The sequence below is a fragment of the Alteribacillus iranensis genome (genome assembly GCF_900113025.1).
In the GTDB taxonomy this organism is placed as follows: Bacteria; Bacillota; Bacilli; order Bacillales; family Marinococcaceae; genus Alteribacillus_A; species Alteribacillus_A iranensis.
Map to the genome: position 1 here is coordinate 313,242 of NZ_FONT01000002.1, position 19,366 is coordinate 332,607.

Consider the following 19,366-nt stretch of genomic DNA (forward strand, 5'->3'; position numbering starts at 1 on the left):
CTCAGTTCAACATCCTTGTATCTTTTATATCGGCCATGTTTTTCAAAATTAAAGACTTTCTAAGAAAATTTTTCTAGTTTGATTAAAATTATTTATCGTATTAATTCTCTTTTTCTCTAAACAATCCCACAGCCAACAAAACGCCCGCTAGATTGATCGTGAGATCAAGAAAGCGGGCGTCTCTTGTGAAGTATTCTTGGCTGATTTCGATGGTGGCTAGTAGAAGGATTAAGAGTGTCAATGTTCCTTTTGTTCGTTCGAGCCAGAAGAAGTAGAGGATGGCTAGGAGGAAGCTGCCGACGAGGTGGCCGATTTTGGAGATGATGAAGTAAGGTTCGGTGCTGGTGATGTAGCTGGCGTCCCAGAATTTGGGCCAGCTTACTTCTGTTATGAATTGGAAGGAGACATCAAGACCATTAATAAATGCGCTGGGGCTGCTGGTCCACATGCCGCATAAGTAAATGAGTAAAAAGATGAAGAAGGCGATCGCTCTCATGGTTAATATCAACTTTCTTGTAATTTTTCTGTTCTCTTCTCGTAGCCTGGTTTTCCTAATAGCTTCATGATACTAGCTAGTCATTCTCAGTTTTTATTCCAGGTGTTCTTCCACTTTAAAAAAATTACCCCTAATACATTTAACCAAAATAAAAATAGCCCCCCAATTAAATAAGTGAGCTAAGGTATCATTTGTTTAAATTATTATTCGTATAAAATAGCCTAGAAGGAAATTACTAAAATCGTTTTTCTGTATCAATGGGTTTAATTTGATCGTATCCATTTTCGTAATCAATGACAATACTGTTATTACGTAAATCAACAGACTTGTTCTTTTTTAGTAATTCGTTTAAAGGAGTATTTTGATGTGGGTTAGCTAAAAATTTGCGCGACAAACTAATAGCTTTCTTATACATCATCACAACCTCCTTTACGAATATTCTAGTAAAACACTTTCAATAAAACTCATTGCTTCTTCAAATGAACTATGTGATTTTTCAACTTTTTTTCTGATACGCTGAGTATTCCCACTTGACTTTATATATTTATTTCCTAATGTAACAAATTTATTACTATTTCTTTTTTCAATTTTTATTATTATTATAGACTTTTCATTATTATATGTCCATTGGACTTCTTCGTTACTCTTAACCTTTTCATATTTCCATTCTAATAATTCTTCTATATTACTTAAGTCATTTATAATGCTTAGAACCTCTTGGTACCTTTTGGAAACATCAGGATGCAGCATTTTGTTTATAATCCTTCTTAACTTCTTTGGAATATGTGGTAAATAATGTCTCCGGTGTGGAAACTCACCTTTTCTAATTGCTTTGACAATCTTGTCTCTATCGCCGTTATGTTTAGAAATTAATTCATTATATTGTTCCTTGAAATTTTCGTTACCATTACACATTCTATACATAGTTAACCCTGCTTGATAAATATCATCAGTTATTGACTTGTCACTTGTATCAAATGATTCAGGTGATCTATGTATCCTATATTGAAATTCTTGGTTTGTTAAACCGTATTCGTTTAAATATCTTGAAAGTCCAAAGTCAGTTAAAATTGCTCTATTGGAATCGTTCAACATAATGTTTGTTGGCTTTATGTCCAGGTGAACTAACCCTTTTATATGTAAGAACATTAATCCAGATAAAAAATCAATGCTGTACTTAGTAATCTCCCTCACAGATAACATCTCTTTATTAATAAGGCTATTAATAGATCCCTTTTCATAATAAGGCATCGTGATATAGATGTTTTTATCGTCTTCAGCTGAATAGTTTATAGGCATTATATGTGGGTGGTTTGCTTCATTAAGTATTTTTGACTCAAGGAAAAAGTCTTCAACATTTTGCTTTTCTAATGACAATTTTGTTATTACTTTTAACACCAATACCTGTTCCAATTGCTTATCTCTAGCTATCCACACCTCGGAATTTTTACCTTCTCCCCCAATCGCCTTCCATTTATCTAAAGTTAAATGTGGGTTTACATGGTTTAGTTTAAGCATTGTTAAACACTCCCTCACTTGAATTGAGTGCTGCAAGACCTGCTAAAAGGCTTTCTCTTTTATTTTTATTTATTTCACTCCAATTGATATCGAACAATCCCGACTCTCCATCAATGCATGATTTCAATTCATCTACTGTTACTTCCAAGCGTGATGCCATAGAATTTAATGTGCCAGTAAAATAAGATTCAATGGTACTATCCGAAAAAAGTTCCTTTATAACACCTTCAATATTAATTCTAAATATATTCAAATTTTGTGTGGATCCCTCCGCAGTTCGTAGTCCTGCATATTTCACACCATATTCACAGATTATTGAGTATAATGTAGTTCTTATGAAGGATAATTGTCTTGGTATATCATCTTCCATAACTTTGGGAATATTTAAAGATTCTGAATAGAATTCCACGTTTTCCTTATTCAGGATTGTATAGTTTATTTTGGTAGGTTCAACTCTGACTCCTATTGCCTTCAATTCGGGCACCTCCATACATTTTTTCTATTATATTCCTCTTTCAGTTTTAGATACCAGTTTATAAATTTACTATTTATTTATCCTCATCGCTTTAACATAATATCAATCTGTCTTATAAATGCTTTATCGGGTTTTAATTTCGTAGAAGTATTAGTACTCACCCTCAACCAACAAAAGAAGCCCACCAAGCAACTTAAGCCTTCTCAATGGGTTCTCATTACTTCTCCACTATATATTACTGCCTGGTATAGGATCCTTATGCAACTTCCCTTCTTCCATCTAAGGCAGTAAATTGCTCTCACTGAAATAGGATTCTGAGTTAGTCATCTTCGTGCTTATAAAGGCTAGATTTTTCTATCCCCGTTGTTCCTCACAGTATTCCCAATAAGGCAGTTACTTCTGGCCCTTTCAAAAGACGCTGCCTGCTTTTCATTTCGTTTATATTCAGCCATCCTAACAAGTCTGTCCCCCCAACAAGTCCTTTATAATGAGCTCTAAAAACAGAATCCTATAATTTTCAAATCTATTCTTCCGTTAAACACGACAGGGCATTTTGAATATCGACAATAACCATACTCTTCCCCGGTCTTATACAAAAAAACAACGAGGATCCTCTCCACCGCTGTTCTTTCTTAGTCTCTACTGAACACATCACATGTGTATTCTATTTTTACATCACAACTTATCGATACTTCACCAATTGTATGTTTACGACGTTTCCATGGCAGCACATTGATGGTGGAACTTTGAAATCTTTCGCTTTATGTTCATGCTACTATTGTATGGCATCAATGGCATCAAACTCCTTTTTAAAAGTGGTTATTCTGTCTGAGATATTATTACTTTTCTTTCCTCTTATTAAGCCCTTTATAATTTTTTTGCTTTGTTTCTCGTTCATAAAATACACTTTTCGTAATTTTAGTTGCTCCTTTACTTCTCGGCCCGTCTCCACTTTGAGAAGCATCCTCGAAGAATCTCTTCCTTTTATCATGTGACATACTTTAAAACCTCCTCTATCACAATAGTGTACTAGGAATATTGTTAACCCCCAACTTATGTGTAACAATCCTGTGTTGTAAAATTTTAATTTATTTTCAAGTTTCGCCCGATTATAATCAATTGCTTCTTTATACGTAGCTGCCAGATCTAGTTTAGCCTTCGATACTAATTCCCTTCCAAATTCATAAGTTATAACGTTTTCTAATCCAGCCTGCCGATAGTCATCCCTCTTAATTGTCTTAAGAAATTCAAACAATGCCATTATTAATAGATATAAGATTCCCAGCTCAAAAACTAAAGTATAAATTAGATAACCAGTTCCCATGGGTTCAAAATTACTTAGATAAGCAATATAAATTCCTAAAACTACTCCGCTAAACCCAATAGTTATACTTGCTTTAGATTCAATTTGCTTAAATCTTTCAGCCTCCTCTAGATAGATAGTTTTAGTGTAGTCAAAAATTGCATCACAGGTGTCCTTTACTAATCCTTCCTCATTCTTTTCGTTTTTCTTCATTATTCTTAACCTTTCTATTGTCCTAAGTTGTTTTTAATATGCGTTTCAGCAAATTGTATATCAGTAAGTGTGAATTATTTTAATTCTAACCCATTCCTGTTGAAAAAACTAAATAATGTTACAATTATAATATTAAAATCTTCATAAATAGGTTTATTAATTCCGTTATGAATAACCCCTACGAAATATTATTATTATGATGAAATTCGATCCATTTTCCATCAGGTATTTTTGCATAACCTCATCATAATCCTTACTAGCTATCAGGTTTCTTCCCCATCGTTTTTTCTTTTAATAGCGTTTGCACTAGAAGCTTCTAAAAGATGGAACGCCTTGTCAAACTCATAAGGATTCTTTCGAAGAGTCAAGTATTAATCTCTACGAAACACATCGCGTGTGTACACTTTCTCTTCGACATCACGCAGCTCGTCGGACATCCGATTGGCGACGATCACATCGGATGTTTTTTTAAAGTCTTCCCAATCTCTGATCACTCGAAAGCCATCATATGTATCCTCGGTAAGTGTTGGTTCATAAATGACGACTTCTATCCCTTTCACTTTCAACCGGTTCATAATTCCTTGAATGGCGGATTGACGGAAGTTATCAGAGTCGGTTTTCATCGTGAGCCGGTAAATGCCGACAACTTCAGGATTCCGTCCAAGTATCTGATCTGTAATGTGGTCTTTTCTCGTCCGGTTCGCGTCCACAATGGCGGTGATCATGTTATTCGGAACGTCAGCGAAGTTCGCTAAGAGCTGCTTCGTGTCTTTCGGCAGACAGTAGCCGCCATAGCCAAACGATGGATTGTTGTAATGATCGCCAATTCTCGGATCCAGTCCAATGCCATCAATGATCTGTTGGGCGTTCAACCCTTTCACTTCCGCGTAGGAATCGAGCTCATTAAAAAAAGCCACTCGCATGGCCAGGTATGTGTTCGCAAATAATTTAATTGCTTCAGCTTCCGTTGAATGAGTAAACAACATCGGAATATCTTCTTTCACCGCACCCTCTGCCAATAATTCAGCAAACACTCGCGCCCGCTTAGACTCTTCCCCGACAATGATTCGGGACGGAGACATGTTATCATATAACGCCGGACCTTCCCGTAAGAACTCGGGAGAGAATAGGATATTCTCCGTACCAAACTCCTCCCTCACTTGCTACGTGTAGCCAACCGGGACCGTTGATTTAATCACGATCACAGCTTCTTTATGGGCCGCCAACACATCAGCAATGTCACACTCAACCGAACTCGTATCAAAATAATTCTTCTTCGGATCATAATTCGTTGGAGTAGAGATCACCACATACGCCGCATCCCGAAACGCTTTCTCTTTATTTGTAGTAGCAGTTAAATGCAAATCGTTAGACGCAAAAACATCCTCGATGTCCTTATCAGCAATCGGGGATATTCTATCGTTATTCATATTTACTTTCTCTCGAGAAATATCAAAAGCCGTGACTTCATGATGTTGGGCGAATAAAATGGCTTTTGACAAGTCACACATCCTGTATGAGCAATTGTAATTTTTATTTTAATAGCATATATTATGAAACTCTTTTATACTCATCAAATTTTTCACTAATATGTAATGTAATAATAATTAGAATAACACATAAAACTGCACCTGAAACGCCAAATAAAGCAATAACTATTAAATCATTAGAGAAAATATAATATCCTAGCAAAATAACAATTGATTGAATTATTAAGTTGAGAAATGTAAATTTAAGATGAATATCTTGTGCAGATAGAACAGGCAACGCCTTTATACATGGCTGATAAGCAAATTTGAAAAATAGCCAGATCGATATCCACCTTGCATATTCACCAGCTACCCCCCATTCTGCTCCAAACACCAAATTAAATAACCAGGGACCCCATATTATAATAATTCCAAATGGTACAATACCGATAGCACCTAATGCAAATACTGCCTTTTTAATAATTTTTGTTAAGTTCTCACCACTATGTGCAGCTTCTGAAATACGAGGGTAAAACACATCACCTATTGATTTCCCAATAAGAGTCGACGGTATAGCTAATACAGTTCTACCTAAGGTATAGAATCCAACAGATGCGGGGCCAAAAAAACTTGATAGTAACACAACTGGTAAATTATCAGAAATGCCATTGATAAATACTTGTGGTGCTCTAAAAATGGGAAAATCCTTATATTTGTTTGCAAGTCCTTTAATAGAATCTCCCTTAAAGAATTGAAATGATATCTTGTTCCTCGATTTCCTTAATAAGAAAATCATTAAAAATGCTCTGAGTCCTGACCCAAGGGCACTCATAATTATTAGTACAGTCCCAGCAGGGTAAATATATCCGATTCCTGCTTTTCCACCGTTCATTAATAATGATTGGGCAAAGGTTACTTTTGCAGTTATACCGAACTGTTTAGTTCTAATTAACCACTGTTCAGTTACTTGATATAGTCCCGCGAAAAGAATAACTAAAGGTATTAAATATAAATAAGGAGCGACCTCTTCTATGTTAAAAAAACTAACAATAAGTTGTTTATTAAAAAATAAAATAAAAAGGGTTAAAGTAGCAATTCCTAATGAAATATACAAAGACAGTCGAAGTAACCCCTGTGCATCTTTATCATCTTTAGGGAGTACAATAGCAAAAGGATAAGTAAGTGCGGCTATTGGAGATACAATTCCAGTAATAGCGACAAAGACTCCCATCATTCCGTAGGCCTCTGGTCCATATAATCGAGTAATTATTGGGATTAATAAAATTGAAATTGCCTGAGCTGCAACAGTTCCCGTGGATAATATTATTACGTTTTTAATAAAAGGGCTACTACTTAGTTTTATAATTTTTCTTTTCATTCTAGGCTCCTTTATTGTAGTAGTACTTTTATTACTTAATTTAATACGACATCAATAGTATATTTGCTAGAATTAGTGTGTTAAACATTTTTCCCTAACAAGAATCATACAAAAAAACATATCTCTTATATATATTTTTTTACAAATGTTGGTTTGTGTTTTAAAATAGAAATCAACATCAATAAATGCACTTTATAATTAAATGGTAGTAACTTAGCACTATTCCAAATATATTTTCTTGCATTAGTGTAATCGTTTCCCTTCAAGTACATCATACCTATTATTTTATTTCTGGTAGCAAGTGCTTTTTTGTCATTTTGAATATACTCTAAATGCTTTTCTAAAAAAATTTTTTCTGCTCTTATCTTTTTTTCTATATTGTTAGTTATTCTTTCTCCAAAATGGTCATAATAATTACATAATGGTTCCGCAACATAATCTATTTTGTACTTCTTACTTATTCTAATCCACATATCATAATCTTGTTTAGCTTCCAGATTCTCATCAAAATAACCAACATTATCAAAACATTCCTTTTTAATTAATGGGAATGATGTAGAGCCAATAAAATTTCTGTAAAGCAGCTCTTTTTTTACCCGTTCTGTTTTGATCGTTGTTTTTTGAAAAATTTCATCATAATTGTCTTCTTCAAGTTGCTTGTATTTATAATACCAACAATAAACTAAACCCAAGTCGTCATCAGCGGTATCTCGGAACTTATCTATTTGTAATTCTAATTTCCTATCTAACCACTCATCATCATCATCTAAAAAGGCTATATATTTACCACTTGCATTTTTTATACCCGTATTCCTAGCTTTCTGAGCACCCTGGTTCATTTCATGCTTTATTAGTTTAATATCCTTTATTGTTTTAACACTATTTACTACTTCTTCTACCCCCTTTTGAAATTCATTATTCAGACCATTATCATCTACTACTATCAGCTCAAAAGAAGTATACGTTTGATTTAAAACACTATCAATTGCTCTTTTCAAGACCTTTTTATCCCTTTTATATGTTGTAATTATCACACTAACTAATAAGTATTCCATATTTCCTCCAATGCCTTAATAAATTCTTAACAAGCACACTAAAACCCACCAAAAATTTATACAAAGACATACTTATATAGTACTACTAAGATGCTAATAAAACCTATTCGAAAATAGAATTCTTACATTGTATATCATCTTTAAATACTATCAATTTAACTATTGGTGGTAGTATACTTTACATTTCCTTTATTTCTTTCAACTATTGACCAGTATGTGAGTCTTAATCTTTTTGTGTTTTTTAAAAGAATTCTTTGTTTTGTAGTAATGCTTAATCCCCTTTTGGGGATTGTTTGCTTAAATTTACTACGCCCATAGCCATCACCCAGACAATAGCTCCTGTATTAAACCCTCCAAATCCAGTTAAATACCTATCCTCAAAAGCTAGTCCAGCAAATAAACCAAGAAGCATTCCTGTAATAAGGAATACTTGCTTTTTATTTATTACTTCTTTTAAAGAAGCCTTGAATATTAACGCTAACAATAGAAATAAAGGGAGTACCAGCACTGTAATTAATCCTATAATTCCTGTTTCCGATAATAATCTTAGATAAAGACTGTGCGGAGAATCAGTAGTAGCATATGAGCTATCTAAAATTTTAGACATGTTCCACCACCCGGCACTCCCAACCCAGATGTTTTCTTTGAATTTTTCTAAAGCGAGTGCCCACGCTGATTCCCTAGAGACTAAATTAGTTGAATCTAATAGTCTAGCGATATTTTGCTGATACCAAAAAGAATTTCTCACGTAGTTATATATTGTAAATAACAAGGCGCAAAAAACTGGGAAAAGCAATATTCTTTTTAAAGTTAGCTTGTACATATTAAATAATATTAAAAAGAAGAAATAAACCGCATATAGAACTCCCAATGATAAGAATACTGTACGTGACATGGCCCAAAGAACCACAATAAATGATAATAACCAACCGGAATAAGCTATAATGCTATTAGTACTTTTGTCAATTTTTTGATATGCAAACCAGAAATTACAAAAAAGGGCAATATACCCCATCCCATTAGGGTTCACTCCTCCACTCAATCTTAATCCATAAGCCCACTCAGGTATTAAAAGTTGTCCTAAAGTAGCCACTAAGAGGATTAAAAAGAGGCTTTTGGATACAGCCTTATTCAGGTCTTCTTTTCCTTGGATCTGTATAAAAATATAATAAAAAACAACCATCATTGTAAATAGTAACCAAGCTGTAATCAGAATGCGTATAAAGGAGTAAGATGGATTACTTGCAAAAAGTGTGGTAAAAGATAGCACTGAGATAAAAAAACAACAATAAACTAGAAAAATAACCAGAAAGGATTGTCCTTGGAAACCCTCTTCTTGAACTCTCCGCATCTTATTCATTACATAAAAAAAGGCTATAGTAAAAAAAATGATATTAAGGATCTCCAAATTCACACCATATTGAAATGAGATTACTAAAATTATATATTGAACAAGGAAATATTTTGACAATATACGGTGAAAAAAAACTATTGATTTATTTTCATTCGCCATAGCCAACCTAAAACACTACTTTCTTCGAGGTTTTTTATTTTAAGCATCACCATATCTCAGTATATTTACATACAAATATAAACATACACCTTACTTAGAGTATTTAAGCTTGGAGTTAGATAATACTCTTCCATGATTCAAGCGTTGCACGCAATTTATAGAATTTGTAATAATTATCTTTGTGAATACAACAAAACAATAATCGTTTCTAATATTATTGTTAGGTACAAAGACTACATTGTCACTTGCAACATTATGTTTTTATACTTCACATTAGATTTTCTGGCCCTTGGCAACATACCATATATCTAATCAGTAAAGTTTCTGTCAGTCTTTATGTTCGTTTATAACCGGACTAGATGCTATAAAACAAAACTAAAAACTTCATATTTCATATTTATTCGACACCTTTCGTAATAGTATTACTTTTATTAGGTTTGTCCTAGGGCTTTACTGAAAAATAATTGGCGGCGTAATTCAATAACGTTTTTATCATATTCTTTAGAAATTCTATAATTTCGTTGTGCTTGTATTAATAAATCCTCAGCTGTTACCTTTTTTAGGATATTCAAAACTTCTAATTCATTATTTTTTGCCTTACTAAATATATATTTATCTTCTAATAGCTCAGGAATCCCGCCAGCATTAGAGCCAATTGCAAAAACCCCACGACTCATTGCCTCTATTAAGGCACGGGGTAGACCTTCTGTTTTACTTGGCTGAGCATAAATGTCAATTGATTCAAGCCACTTCAGAACTTCTTTATGAGGCATTGGACCTAAAAATTTCACCTGTTCAATAACATCATATTTTTTAGCAATTGAACTTAAATAAGACCGATTTCCCCCACCAACTAGTTGATATTCAAAGTTTGTTATTCCTTGCTCCTTTAATTTACCTATAGCTTTAATAACTGATCCTTGTCCTTTATATCTAAGATTTACTGCAGCAGTAGTGCCAATAACTAACTTACTTTTTAAATCTAGTGATTTTATTTTATCAATGCGTTCTTTTACCACGGATTCATCAAAATCTGTTAGTAATACATTAGAACAATTTACACTATCACCATTTGTGGGATAACGACTCTGCAAAAAGCTCTTAGTTACATAGATAGCATACTTGCTTCCTCTAATTGCATTCTTTTGTTTAAAATATTTAAGTGGCGCAAGTAATTTCCCTTTAAAGTTATAGTTCCATAACGCATCCCAAGAGCAGCCTACTACTTCAACCAAGTACGGCTTATTAAATTTTTTTGCATAGTATACTGCAATATTTCCATTGTTACTAGGTAACCTTGCAATTATAAAATCAGTTTTTAATACTGCATTCTTTATAATTTCACGTATCTTTTTTCGAGCTTGGAAATTAAAAAAACCTTTATAAGATGAATTTAAGTTTGGAACCTCAATAAAATTGACTTTTTCTTTGTCAAAATAATTAAACCATTTCTTTGCAACATCAACATCATATATAATTGGCTCTTTCCGTGCAATAATACTCAACTTTGAACTTATAGTTAAATATCTATCCCATACTTTTCCACTATAGCTACCACCGGTATAATATGTACCATTAAAATCTTCTTTAAGCTTCGTATCATGAACAAACAGTAGTTTCATTTGACTCCACCTACCTATTGTATCAAATGGTCAATTTATCTATAATATTTCTTGCCTATTAAAGATTTTCTTTATACCATTTAATCGCAGCTTGAATTCCTTTTTGAAAACTCCATTTTGGACTATATCCTAACAATTCTTTCGCTTTACTAATATCAGCATTACTATGCTTAATATCACCTTTACGATCGGGACCAAAAATAGGCTGAGTATCTTTTCCTAACGCTTTCAACAAATAGGTATAGATATCAATCAAATATTCTCTCCCACCATAAGCAATATTATAGGCCTGCCCTGCTGCTTCATGAGATGCATTACAAACTTTCAAGTTAGCCTCAATTACATTCTCGATGTAAGTAAAATCTCTACTCTGCCTTCCATCACCATTAATAGTTGGTTGCTCATCATTAAGTAACTGTTTAATAAATTTTGGAATTACCGCTGCATAGGCACCATTAGGGTCTTGTCTTCTACCGAATACATTGAAATAACGTAATCCATAGGTGTCAAGACCATATAATTGGGTATATAGTTTTCCACATTCCTCATTTACTTTTTTAGTTAGAGCATAAGGTGAAAATACGTTTCCCTCTCTCCCCTCTTTCTTGGGTAGGTTGGGCTCATCGCCGTACACAGATGAACTTGATGCATAGATAAACTTTTTGACCTCGTTTTGTCTGGCAGCTTCCATCATATTTAATGTTCCTTTTATATTTACCTCTTCATAAAACAAAGGCATCTCAATACTTCTCGGAACACTCCCCCAAGCAGCTTGATTCAAAACAAAATCAATTCCTTCACATGCTTTCCTACATGTGTCAAAATCACGAATATCTCCTTCAATAAATTCGTAATTAGGATTATCCAAAAACTCTTCTACATTTCTTTTTTTACCAGTTGAAAAATTGTCAAGACCTCTAACTTCATGACCTAAGTTAAGAATGGCTTCTACTAAATTAGAACCAATAAAACCAGCAGATCCAGTAACCAAGAATGTACTACCCTCTGGAAACTTTATATTTTCATAGCCCATTTTTTACAACCTCCAATATGCAAACCCAGCATCTTCCGCTTCTTTTCTATTAAATACTCCCTTGAGATCCATTAGGACACAATCTTTTCTATCAAGAGCTATATTACGCTCAGATGTTGCAGCAACTTCATCCATTGCTTCTGAATTTGCATATCCCATTGGATCAAACATCATTTTTACATCTTCTAAACGAATAGCTTTAAATTCATCGTGTGGAACTGCAAAAATTACTGCATCTATCTCTTTGATATCTTCCACTTTACAAGGATTGATTCTATATTCACGCCATAGATCTTCTTTTTCTGCAATAGGATCTACTACTTTAACCTCTACTCCGTACTCTTCTAATTCTTTGATGACATCGACTACTTTTGTATTGCGTACGTCAGGAGTATTCTCTTTGAACGTAATACCAAATATAGCTACTTTTGCACCGTTTATTTGTTTATTTACCTTAATCATCTTCTTTATTGTGCTTTCAGCTATATATTTGCCCATATCATCATTAATTTTTCTTCCTGAAAGAATGATCTGGGAGTGATAACCGATCTGCTCTGCTTTATATGTAAGGTAATATGGATCTACCCCTATGCAGTGGCCACCAACTAGTCCAGGCGAGAAATTAAGAAAGTTCCATTTTGTTCCTGCGGCCTCAAGAACTGCTTTTGTGTCAATTCCCATTTTATTAAAAATAATTGATAGCTCGTTCATAAAAGCAATATTGATATCCCGTTGTGAATTTTCTATAACTTTGGCAGCTTCAGCTACTTTAATACTATCGGCTTTATGCACACCCGCTTCAACAACTAATTCATATACTTTAGCAACAGTATCTAAGGTTTCTTCATCTTGACCAGCTACAACTTTTATAATAGTCTCTAATCTATGAACTTTATCACCGGGATTAATTCTTTCTGGTGAATAACCCACTTTAAAATCAATGCCACATTCTAACCCTGACTCTTTTTCTAATATAGGAACACAAATATCTTCGGTTACACCTGGATAAACTGTGGATTCAAAGACAACTATCGAACCTTTTGTTAGATTTTTACCTAAGGTACGACTAGCAGATTCCAATGGAATTAAATCAGGTGTATGATCATCATTTATAGGCGTAGGTACAGCTACAATATGAAATTTCGCTTCGCGAAGGCTTGCTTCATCTGATGTAAACTCAACAGTTGTGTTCTTAATCACTTCATTTCCTACTTCTTTTGTAGGGTCTAACCCTTTTTGATAAAGTTCAATTTTTTGTTTAATTACATCAAATCCAATAACATCAACTTTTTTAGCGAATGCTACAGCAATTGGCATACCAACATAGCCTAGTCCAACTAATGAGATTTTCTCTTCTCTGTTAACAATCTTTTCATATAGGCCCATCTCATTTCCCCCATCCCGTTACCTTGTTAATTTCATGCATATAGGCATCGATTACAATATTCCGATCAAATTCTTTTTCAATTTTTTTGCGTCCAGCAATACCCATCATCTTCTTTTTTACATAGGGGAGTCGAATAAATTTAATGATTGTTTCTACTAAATCATCAGCATTTCTTACTTCAAAGCCAAAACCACTAACTCCCTCTTCAAATGTTTCTCTACATCCGGGTATTTTGGAGGCCAGTACAGGCCGTCCTGTTGATGCTGATTCCAGCAATACGTTAGACATACCCTCGTGATAGGATGGATTAATAACTGCATGACAATCCTTTATGAAACTATGAACATTATTTTGGCGGCCATGATATTTAATAATCTCATTATTCTCATATTCTTTTAACAAATTATTAAAATCATCTTCTATTCTACCTATCAGATCAAATTGTACATTAGGATATATTTCCTTAACCTTACTAGCAGCTATAAGTAATTCATTAATGCCTTTATCTTTCATCATTCGACCAATGAAAAGAAACTTTATTACTCGATCATTGCTCGGATATTCCTCTAATGTGTGATGCAGGAGATTCACACCTGATCCAGGAATTAACTTAGTTTTTCCTATTACAATATCGTTGTTATAAAAAAATGACCTGTTATGTTCATTCTGAAAAAATACACACTTTGCTCTCTTTAAGCCAATTCTATATAGCTCTAATGATATCTTTCGAATAAAGCCTTTATTTTCTATCGAAGTCCCTACTCCAGTAACATTTGCAATATATGGAATTCGCAAAAACCTACTAACGAATCCCCCATACACGTTAGGCTTGATAGTATATGTTAATACTAAATGTGGCTTATTTTCTTTGATTATTTCGTAATAATTTAAAATCAGTTTAAAATCAGTAATGGGGTTTGCCCCACGTCTTCTAATTGGTGTTTCAATACATTTACATCCCACTTGTTTAAAATAAGACATTTTTTCGTGTGATGGCGCTGCAATAAGGACTTCATATCCTTCATCAAGTAATCTTTGTACCAGTTCTCTTCGAAAACTGTAAATACCTAAAATATGATTTGCTAAAACCAAAACCTTCTTCACAAGTCTATTATCCCCCTAAGAGTTTTCAACGTCTTTCCTTACATCCCCTGAATGCTTACTAATACTGTCTGGTCGTGTAAATTCTACCTTCTCAGTTTTTAAAACTACTAATACAGTCTTTAAAATTATATTAATATCTCTTAAAAAAGTTATCCGATCAACGTAATTTAAATCACATTGAATCTTTTCTTCCCAACTCAGACTATTCCGACCACTCACTTGAGCGTGACCCGTTAGACCTGGTCTAATCTCCAAACGTCTTACTTGTATAGAATTATACTTTTCCACTTGATATTGCAAGGTTGGTCTAGGTCCTACGATTGACATATCACCTTTAAATATATTAATAAGCTGCGGAAGTTCATCCATGCTAGTCTTCCTCAAGAAGTTTCCCACTTTTGTTATTCGGTCATAGTTTTCAATTGGTGTTCCATCTTCATAAAAGCTATCTTCAAATGTCAGCATTGTTCTGAACTTATAAATTTTGAATGGTGCTTTATCTTTTCCAACTCTTTTCTGCGTAAATATCACAGGCCCTCTAGTATCTACCCTGATCGCTATGGCAATAACTAAAAATATTGGAGACAAGACTAACAAAGCCAATCCACTAAAAATAATGTCCATTACTCTTTTAAGAAACTTTCTATAAATCATTTATTCACCCTCACCAATCAATTAAATACATTAATTAATTATTTCATTTAAATATTCTTTTCTAACTGCCTTAAGAAATTCTATATTTGAGATATACCGTGAATTATAATTTTTCTTTTGCTCTTCAACAATTTCATTAAAGTTCTCTGTAATAAAGTCTAATGTTTCAAGATAATCTAATCTTAAATAAAATCTTTCATCAAAGTCAGTACCATTTAAAGCATGCCTTAACATCCCGCAATTCTTGTTATAGTAGTATCTTTTATCACCCATGACATCTTTCAAGACGCTAATGGTTGGAGTTTCTGTTCCTAATGCAACTACCAAAGCATGATACCTGGAGCTAACCACTAACTTCGCATTCCTAATTATTTCTACCGCATCTTGGATTGGAAGGTACCCCTTCTTAGTTATATCCACATACTCATAGTTATCAAGGACTTCATTAAGATACACTCCTTGTTGCATACCACCATGCTCTAAATTAAGTGGTAGAAAGACTATTTCTAAACCATATCGTTCAAATATTTTGTTTGAAAAGTCTTTAAAGTAATTAATGTTCTCTTTAATAAAATCTAAAGGTAAGTAGGTTTCCATAACAATATAATCTTTACTTTTAACTGATGTAGTTATTTGTTGTGCTAGGATCCTATCGTTTATTAAAAATAGGTCATCCGGAATATTTTTAATGCCGATGTCTTTCACTCCAACTTGTCTAGCCCACATTGGAGAATATAAATTATCGCGGCATCCAAAAGTTACATTACTCAATGCATTAAATAGAGTAGCAAAAAACTCGGAATCCTTTGCAAAAGGACCATAACTATTACCTGTAAACATTATTTTTTTATTTAATTGGTTGGCTACTAGTATTGGTGAAATTATTTTTATTAACCTTACTATTCTATGAGGCATACTCCACAGACCATTAAAATAACCTCCACCATTTACTATCAAAACATCGATATCTTCTATTTTTTCTCGTAGTTCATCGTAATTACTAATCATTGACAATATTTCAATTGGCATTAATGTATATTCATCTTTTATACAATTGCTATTTTCATTTTTGAGTTTAACCTCAACTATATTTACATTATAATCATTTAGATAATCCTCTCTTATAGTTCTAAGGAAATCATTATCATATGAAAATAGTGTAATGTCTTTTATATCTAGGTCGTAAATGTTATTAATTAGCATTGCATAATCACCAAAATTAACATCAGCGAATGGACCGGTAATTGCAATTCTTTTAGAATTTGTATTCATAAATGATCTCCAATCATTCAGAGTTTATAAATTGAGCACATCATTAATCTCTTTTAAAGTGGAAATAGTGATATTTTCTTTTACACCTTGATAATATTCACTGGTAGCATAAACGCCATTTTCCCGTTGTACCCTTATAGTTTTAATGGGGTATATTCTACTTATATAGAAGTCCTTTTTAGGATTATCCCCAACATAAATCATTTCATCATACTCAACGTCTAACGCATGTTTCATGATTTCAAATGATTTAGGATGTGGTTTCCAATATTCTCTCCCTAGCTCATCAGTGACAATAATCTTGTCGAAATAATTGGTTGCACCAATTACTTTAATCTTTTGATTTTGTGCATTTGAATAACCATCAGTTATGATTCCTGTTTTAACCTCTCTGTCTTTCAAGATATCTAAACATGGTAATACATCATCAAAAAATACGATATTAGGCAAATGGTTGCGATATTCTTCTACAAGATATCCAATGTCGTTTCTTGTGTAATTAAACTCAAATATATCTAGAAGTCTATTAAAAACATTTTGAGAGCTCTTACTTAACAATCTGAGAAGTAGTTCATATAGCGCATTTTCATCTTTGTTTAATTTTCCACTTAATATTTTCGATATATGTTTGTAGCCACTTTTAATATATTCTTTTTCCGAAATAAGAGTATCATCTAAGTCAAATATTATTGCTTTCGTCTTCACCATCTAACTAACTCCAAATTTTATCCAAGGTGGTATTATCAATTATTTGCATGTTTTCATCTACACAGATACTGCTATCAAATCTTAAGAACATAATATTATCCCTGTAATTTTCGTTATATTCTAGTTTCTGCCCCATCAATATTTTAAAGAGGTTTTCACATGAATCAGCTCCACTCTGAATGCTCATGGGAGCTCCTCCTCCAAACCGGGGGTTTATTTCAATATACTTTATCCCATCTCTTGTTTTCATGAGTTGTGCGGTAATATGTCCGACGGGTTTTAGTGCTTTCATCAAACGACTTACATCTTTTATAATTTCTTGATCCTTTACAATCTTCCCTTTAGAAATCTCTCCACTCCGAGTAGCCATTCTAAGACGTGGAACAACTGTGATTACATTACTTTCAAAGTCCAGAAAGACATCGACTGTATACTCTTCACCTTCTATAAAATCTTGGATAATAGGCTTTTCTATTAAACCTCTATAAGTATCCAATTCCTTTTTATTATTCACTATAAATGTATTAATACTAGAGCTCCCGGATACGGGTTTAATAAATAATGGATACTCAACCCTACTGCTTGCTAAATCCTGATTAGAGTAAATTTTAGGTATCCCAAATCCATTAGCCTCTAAAAAGTTATGAGTATTTATTTTATCTCTACAAATTTCTATAACTCTAATATCCGAAATTAATACTTTCGCATTTGTTTCGTATTCTATATACTTTTTATTCTCTGCAAGTAATAATAAATCTGTATCTATAGTTGGGATTATAATAGTTATGTTTTCTTCGTTACACACTTCGAGAATAGAAGTAATATAGTTAGGATCATTAATACGAGGTAATTTGTAAGTTGTATCTGCAAAATATAATGCTGGTGCCGTTTCAGAACAATCACCTGCCACAACCTTGCTATTAATATTTAATTTTTGACCTGCTTTTTTAAAAGCTTGTACTAATTCAACTCTTCTTCCGGCACTTAGGATTAGAACATTAATCTCATTCACTTAATTATTCATCCTTCCTATATTAGCTCCACAGTTCTTTAATTTTTTCTACTACTTTTTCTAAATCTTCATCTGTCATTTTCGTATCCGAAGGTAAACACACACCCTTCTCAAACAATCTTTCCGATACATCCGTCCCAACAAAATCATATTTCTCAAAGAACGGCTGCATATGCATTGGTTTCCACACTGGCCTTGATTCAATGTTTTCTTTTTCAAGAGCCTCCATAACATCGGTTGGCCTTACCTTGCCCGTCAAAGTCATCGAACTTAACCAATAATTTGGTTCATCCCACTCATTAATAGGCATGAACTCAACACCTTCAAGAACACTAAGCTCCCTCTTATAAAACTCAAAAATGTAGTTCTTCTTAGCAATTCTTTGATCCAACACTTTAAGCTGCCCTCTACCAATCCCAGCAATAACATTACTCATACGGTAGTTGAAACCTAACTCACTGTGTTGATAGTGTCTTGCTTGATCTCTAGATTGTGTTGCCCAGAATCTAGCCTTTGCAATTCGTTCTTCATTATTAGATACAAGCATTCCACCACCCGAAGTAGTGATGATTTTGTTCCCATTAAAAGAGAAGATGCCGTAATCGCCAAATGTTCCAGTATGCTTACCTTTATAGTAAGTTCCTAAACTTTCAGCAGCATCTTCTATTAATACGACGTTATGTTTCTTACAAAGTTCTATTATTCTATCCATATCAGCAGATAGACCATAAAGATGAACAACAATAACAGCCTTCACTTCCGGATATTTCTCGAAGGCTTCTTTTAATGCTTTAGGACACATATTCCACGTTTCATAGTCACTATCAATAAATACCGGGACTGCATTTTGATAGATAATTGGATTAGCTGTAGCTGAGAATGTAAGTGTTGGACAGAATACAATGTCCCCTTCTCCGACTCCTGCTGCTTTAAGAGCCAAATGAATAGCAGATGTTCCTGAAGACAGTGCTGCTGCAGCTTTAGAACCAACCTTCTCAGCAAGCTCTCTTTCAAATCCATTCACGTTTTCTCCAAGAGGGGCAATCCAATTTGTATCAAAAGCTTCCTTTACATATTCCATTTCATAACCTTCATCACTCATATGAGGTGATGAAAGAAATATTCTTTCGTTCACTTTTGTTGAATCCATCTAT

17 protein-coding genes and 1 pseudogene are annotated in these 19,366 nt (G+C 33.5%); all 18 read right to left on the minus strand.

Going from position 1 to position 19,366, the window contains the following annotated elements:
* Positions 1-100 precede the first annotated feature (100 nt).
* The 18 genes and pseudogenes from BM095_RS16325 to BM095_RS05590 all read right to left on the minus strand — a co-directional run bounded on the left by BM095_RS16325 (position 101) and on the right by BM095_RS05590 (position 19,347).
* Positions 101-496 (minus strand): hypothetical protein, encoded by a 396-nt coding sequence (locus BM095_RS16325; protein ID WP_143083184.1) that lies wholly within the window; start codon positions 494-496, stop codon positions 101-103.
* A 235-nt stretch (positions 497-731) separates the two neighbouring features.
* Complete coding sequence (locus tag BM095_RS05510; protein ID WP_091658634.1) at positions 732-911, minus strand: hypothetical protein; 180 nt, start codon at positions 909-911, stop codon at positions 732-734.
* 14 nt (positions 912-925) lie between these two features.
* Positions 926-2,014 carry a serine/threonine-protein kinase gene (locus tag BM095_RS05515; RefSeq protein WP_091658636.1) on the minus strand — a complete coding sequence of 363 codons (1,089 nt, stop codon included), beginning with the start codon at positions 2,012-2,014 and terminating at the stop codon, positions 926-928.
* Entirely contained in the window at positions 2,007-2,489 is a 483-nt protein-coding gene (locus BM095_RS05520) for a hypothetical protein (protein ID WP_091658638.1), read from the minus strand. Before BM095_RS05520 ends, BM095_RS05515 begins: the two co-directional genes overlap by 8 nt.
* Positions 2,490-3,264: 775 nt before the next feature.
* Positions 3,265-4,005 carry a hypothetical protein gene (locus BM095_RS05525; protein ID WP_091658640.1) on the minus strand — a complete coding sequence of 247 codons (741 nt, stop codon included), beginning with the start codon at positions 4,003-4,005 and terminating at the stop codon, positions 3,265-3,267.
* 371 nt (positions 4,006-4,376) lie between these two features.
* Positions 4,377-5,542 (minus strand): annotated as a pseudogene (locus tag BM095_RS05530) (nucleotide sugar dehydrogenase).
* A 14-nt stretch (positions 5,543-5,556) separates the two neighbouring features.
* Complete coding sequence (locus BM095_RS05535; RefSeq protein ID WP_091658643.1) at positions 5,557-6,852, minus strand: oligosaccharide flippase family protein; 1,296 nt, start codon at positions 6,850-6,852, stop codon at positions 5,557-5,559.
* A 125-nt stretch (positions 6,853-6,977) separates the two neighbouring features.
* The gene (locus BM095_RS05540) at positions 6,978-7,907 is read right to left on the minus strand and encodes a glycosyltransferase family 2 protein (protein WP_091658646.1); all 930 of its coding nucleotides are present in this window, start codon (positions 7,905-7,907) and stop codon (positions 6,978-6,980) included.
* Positions 7,908-8,178: 271 nt separating this feature from the next.
* On the minus strand, positions 8,179-9,420 hold the full coding sequence (locus BM095_RS05545) for an O-antigen ligase family protein (RefSeq protein WP_091658649.1): 1,242 nt from the start codon (positions 9,418-9,420) through the stop codon (positions 8,179-8,181).
* A 431-nt stretch (positions 9,421-9,851) separates the two neighbouring features.
* Complete coding sequence (locus BM095_RS05550; protein WP_091658653.1) at positions 9,852-11,042, minus strand: glycosyltransferase; 1,191 nt, start codon at positions 11,040-11,042, stop codon at positions 9,852-9,854.
* Positions 11,043-11,100: 58 nt separating this feature from the next.
* Positions 11,101-12,075, minus strand: coding sequence for an SDR family oxidoreductase (locus tag BM095_RS05555; RefSeq protein ID WP_091658656.1), 975 nt, complete (start codon positions 12,073-12,075; stop codon positions 11,101-11,103).
* Between the two features lie 3 nt (positions 12,076-12,078).
* On the minus strand, positions 12,079-13,461 hold the full coding sequence (locus BM095_RS05560; RefSeq protein WP_091658659.1) for a nucleotide sugar dehydrogenase: 1,383 nt from the start codon (positions 13,459-13,461) through the stop codon (positions 12,079-12,081).
* A gap of 1 nt (position 13,462) precedes the next feature.
* Entirely contained in the window at positions 13,463-14,566 is a 1,104-nt protein-coding gene (locus tag BM095_RS05565) for a glycosyltransferase family 4 protein (protein ID WP_091658661.1), read from the minus strand.
* A gap of 15 nt (positions 14,567-14,581) precedes the next feature.
* Positions 14,582-15,220 (minus strand): sugar transferase, encoded by a 639-nt coding sequence (locus tag BM095_RS05570; protein WP_091658664.1) that lies wholly within the window; start codon positions 15,218-15,220, stop codon positions 14,582-14,584.
* 30 nt (positions 15,221-15,250) lie between these two features.
* Positions 15,251-16,492 (minus strand): polysaccharide pyruvyl transferase family protein, encoded by a 1,242-nt coding sequence (locus BM095_RS05575; protein WP_091658666.1) that lies wholly within the window; start codon positions 16,490-16,492, stop codon positions 15,251-15,253.
* Between the two features lie 24 nt (positions 16,493-16,516).
* Entirely contained in the window at positions 16,517-17,200 is a 684-nt protein-coding gene (locus BM095_RS05580) for an HAD family hydrolase (RefSeq protein ID WP_091658668.1), read from the minus strand.
* A gap of 4 nt (positions 17,201-17,204) precedes the next feature.
* Entirely contained in the window at positions 17,205-18,212 is a 1,008-nt protein-coding gene (locus BM095_RS05585; RefSeq protein WP_091658675.1) for an ATP-grasp domain-containing protein, read from the minus strand.
* Positions 18,213-18,234: 22 nt separating this feature from the next.
* Positions 18,235-19,347: a DegT/DnrJ/EryC1/StrS family aminotransferase gene (locus tag BM095_RS05590; RefSeq protein WP_091659777.1), complete on the minus strand. Its 1,113-nt coding sequence runs from the start codon at positions 19,345-19,347 to the stop codon at positions 18,235-18,237.
* Positions 19,348-19,366: the final 19 nt, after the last annotated feature.

Bases quoted from the DNA above. Each gene is read 5' to 3' on its own strand.
- BM095_RS16325 (WP_143083184.1), bottom strand. From the start codon at position 496: ATGAGAGCGATCGCCTTCTTCATCTTTTTACTCATTTACTTATGCGGC.
- BM095_RS05510 (WP_091658634.1), bottom strand. From the start codon at position 911: ATGTATAAGAAAGCTATTAGTTTGTCGCGCAAATTTTTAGCTAACCCA.
- BM095_RS05515 (WP_091658636.1), bottom strand. From the start codon at position 2,014: ATGCTTAAACTAAACCATGTAAACCCACATTTAACTTTAGATAAATGG.
- BM095_RS05525 (WP_091658640.1), bottom strand. From the start codon at position 4,005: ATGAAGAAAAACGAAAAGAATGAGGAAGGATTAGTAAAGGACACCTGT.
- BM095_RS05535 (WP_091658643.1), bottom strand. From the start codon at position 6,852: ATGAAAAGAAAAATTATAAAACTAAGTAGTAGCCCTTTTATTAAAAAC.
- BM095_RS05540 (WP_091658646.1), bottom strand. From the start codon at position 7,907: ATGGAATACTTATTAGTTAGTGTGATAATTACAACATATAAAAGGGAT.
- BM095_RS05545 (WP_091658649.1), bottom strand. From the start codon at position 9,420: ATGGCGAATGAAAATAAATCAATAGTTTTTTTTCACCGTATATTGTCA.
- BM095_RS05550 (WP_091658653.1), bottom strand. From the start codon at position 11,042: ATGAAACTACTGTTTGTTCATGATACGAAGCTTAAAGAAGATTTTAAT.
- BM095_RS05555 (WP_091658656.1), bottom strand. From the start codon at position 12,075: ATGGGCTATGAAAATATAAAGTTTCCAGAGGGTAGTACATTCTTGGTT.
- BM095_RS05560 (WP_091658659.1), bottom strand. From the start codon at position 13,461: ATGGGCCTATATGAAAAGATTGTTAACAGAGAAGAGAAAATCTCATTA.
- BM095_RS05570 (WP_091658664.1), bottom strand. From the start codon at position 15,220: ATGATTTATAGAAAGTTTCTTAAAAGAGTAATGGACATTATTTTTAGT.
- BM095_RS05575 (WP_091658666.1), bottom strand. From the start codon at position 16,492: ATGAATACAAATTCTAAAAGAATTGCAATTACCGGTCCATTCGCTGAT.
- BM095_RS05580 (WP_091658668.1), bottom strand. From the start codon at position 17,200: ATGGTGAAGACGAAAGCAATAATATTTGACTTAGATGATACTCTTATT.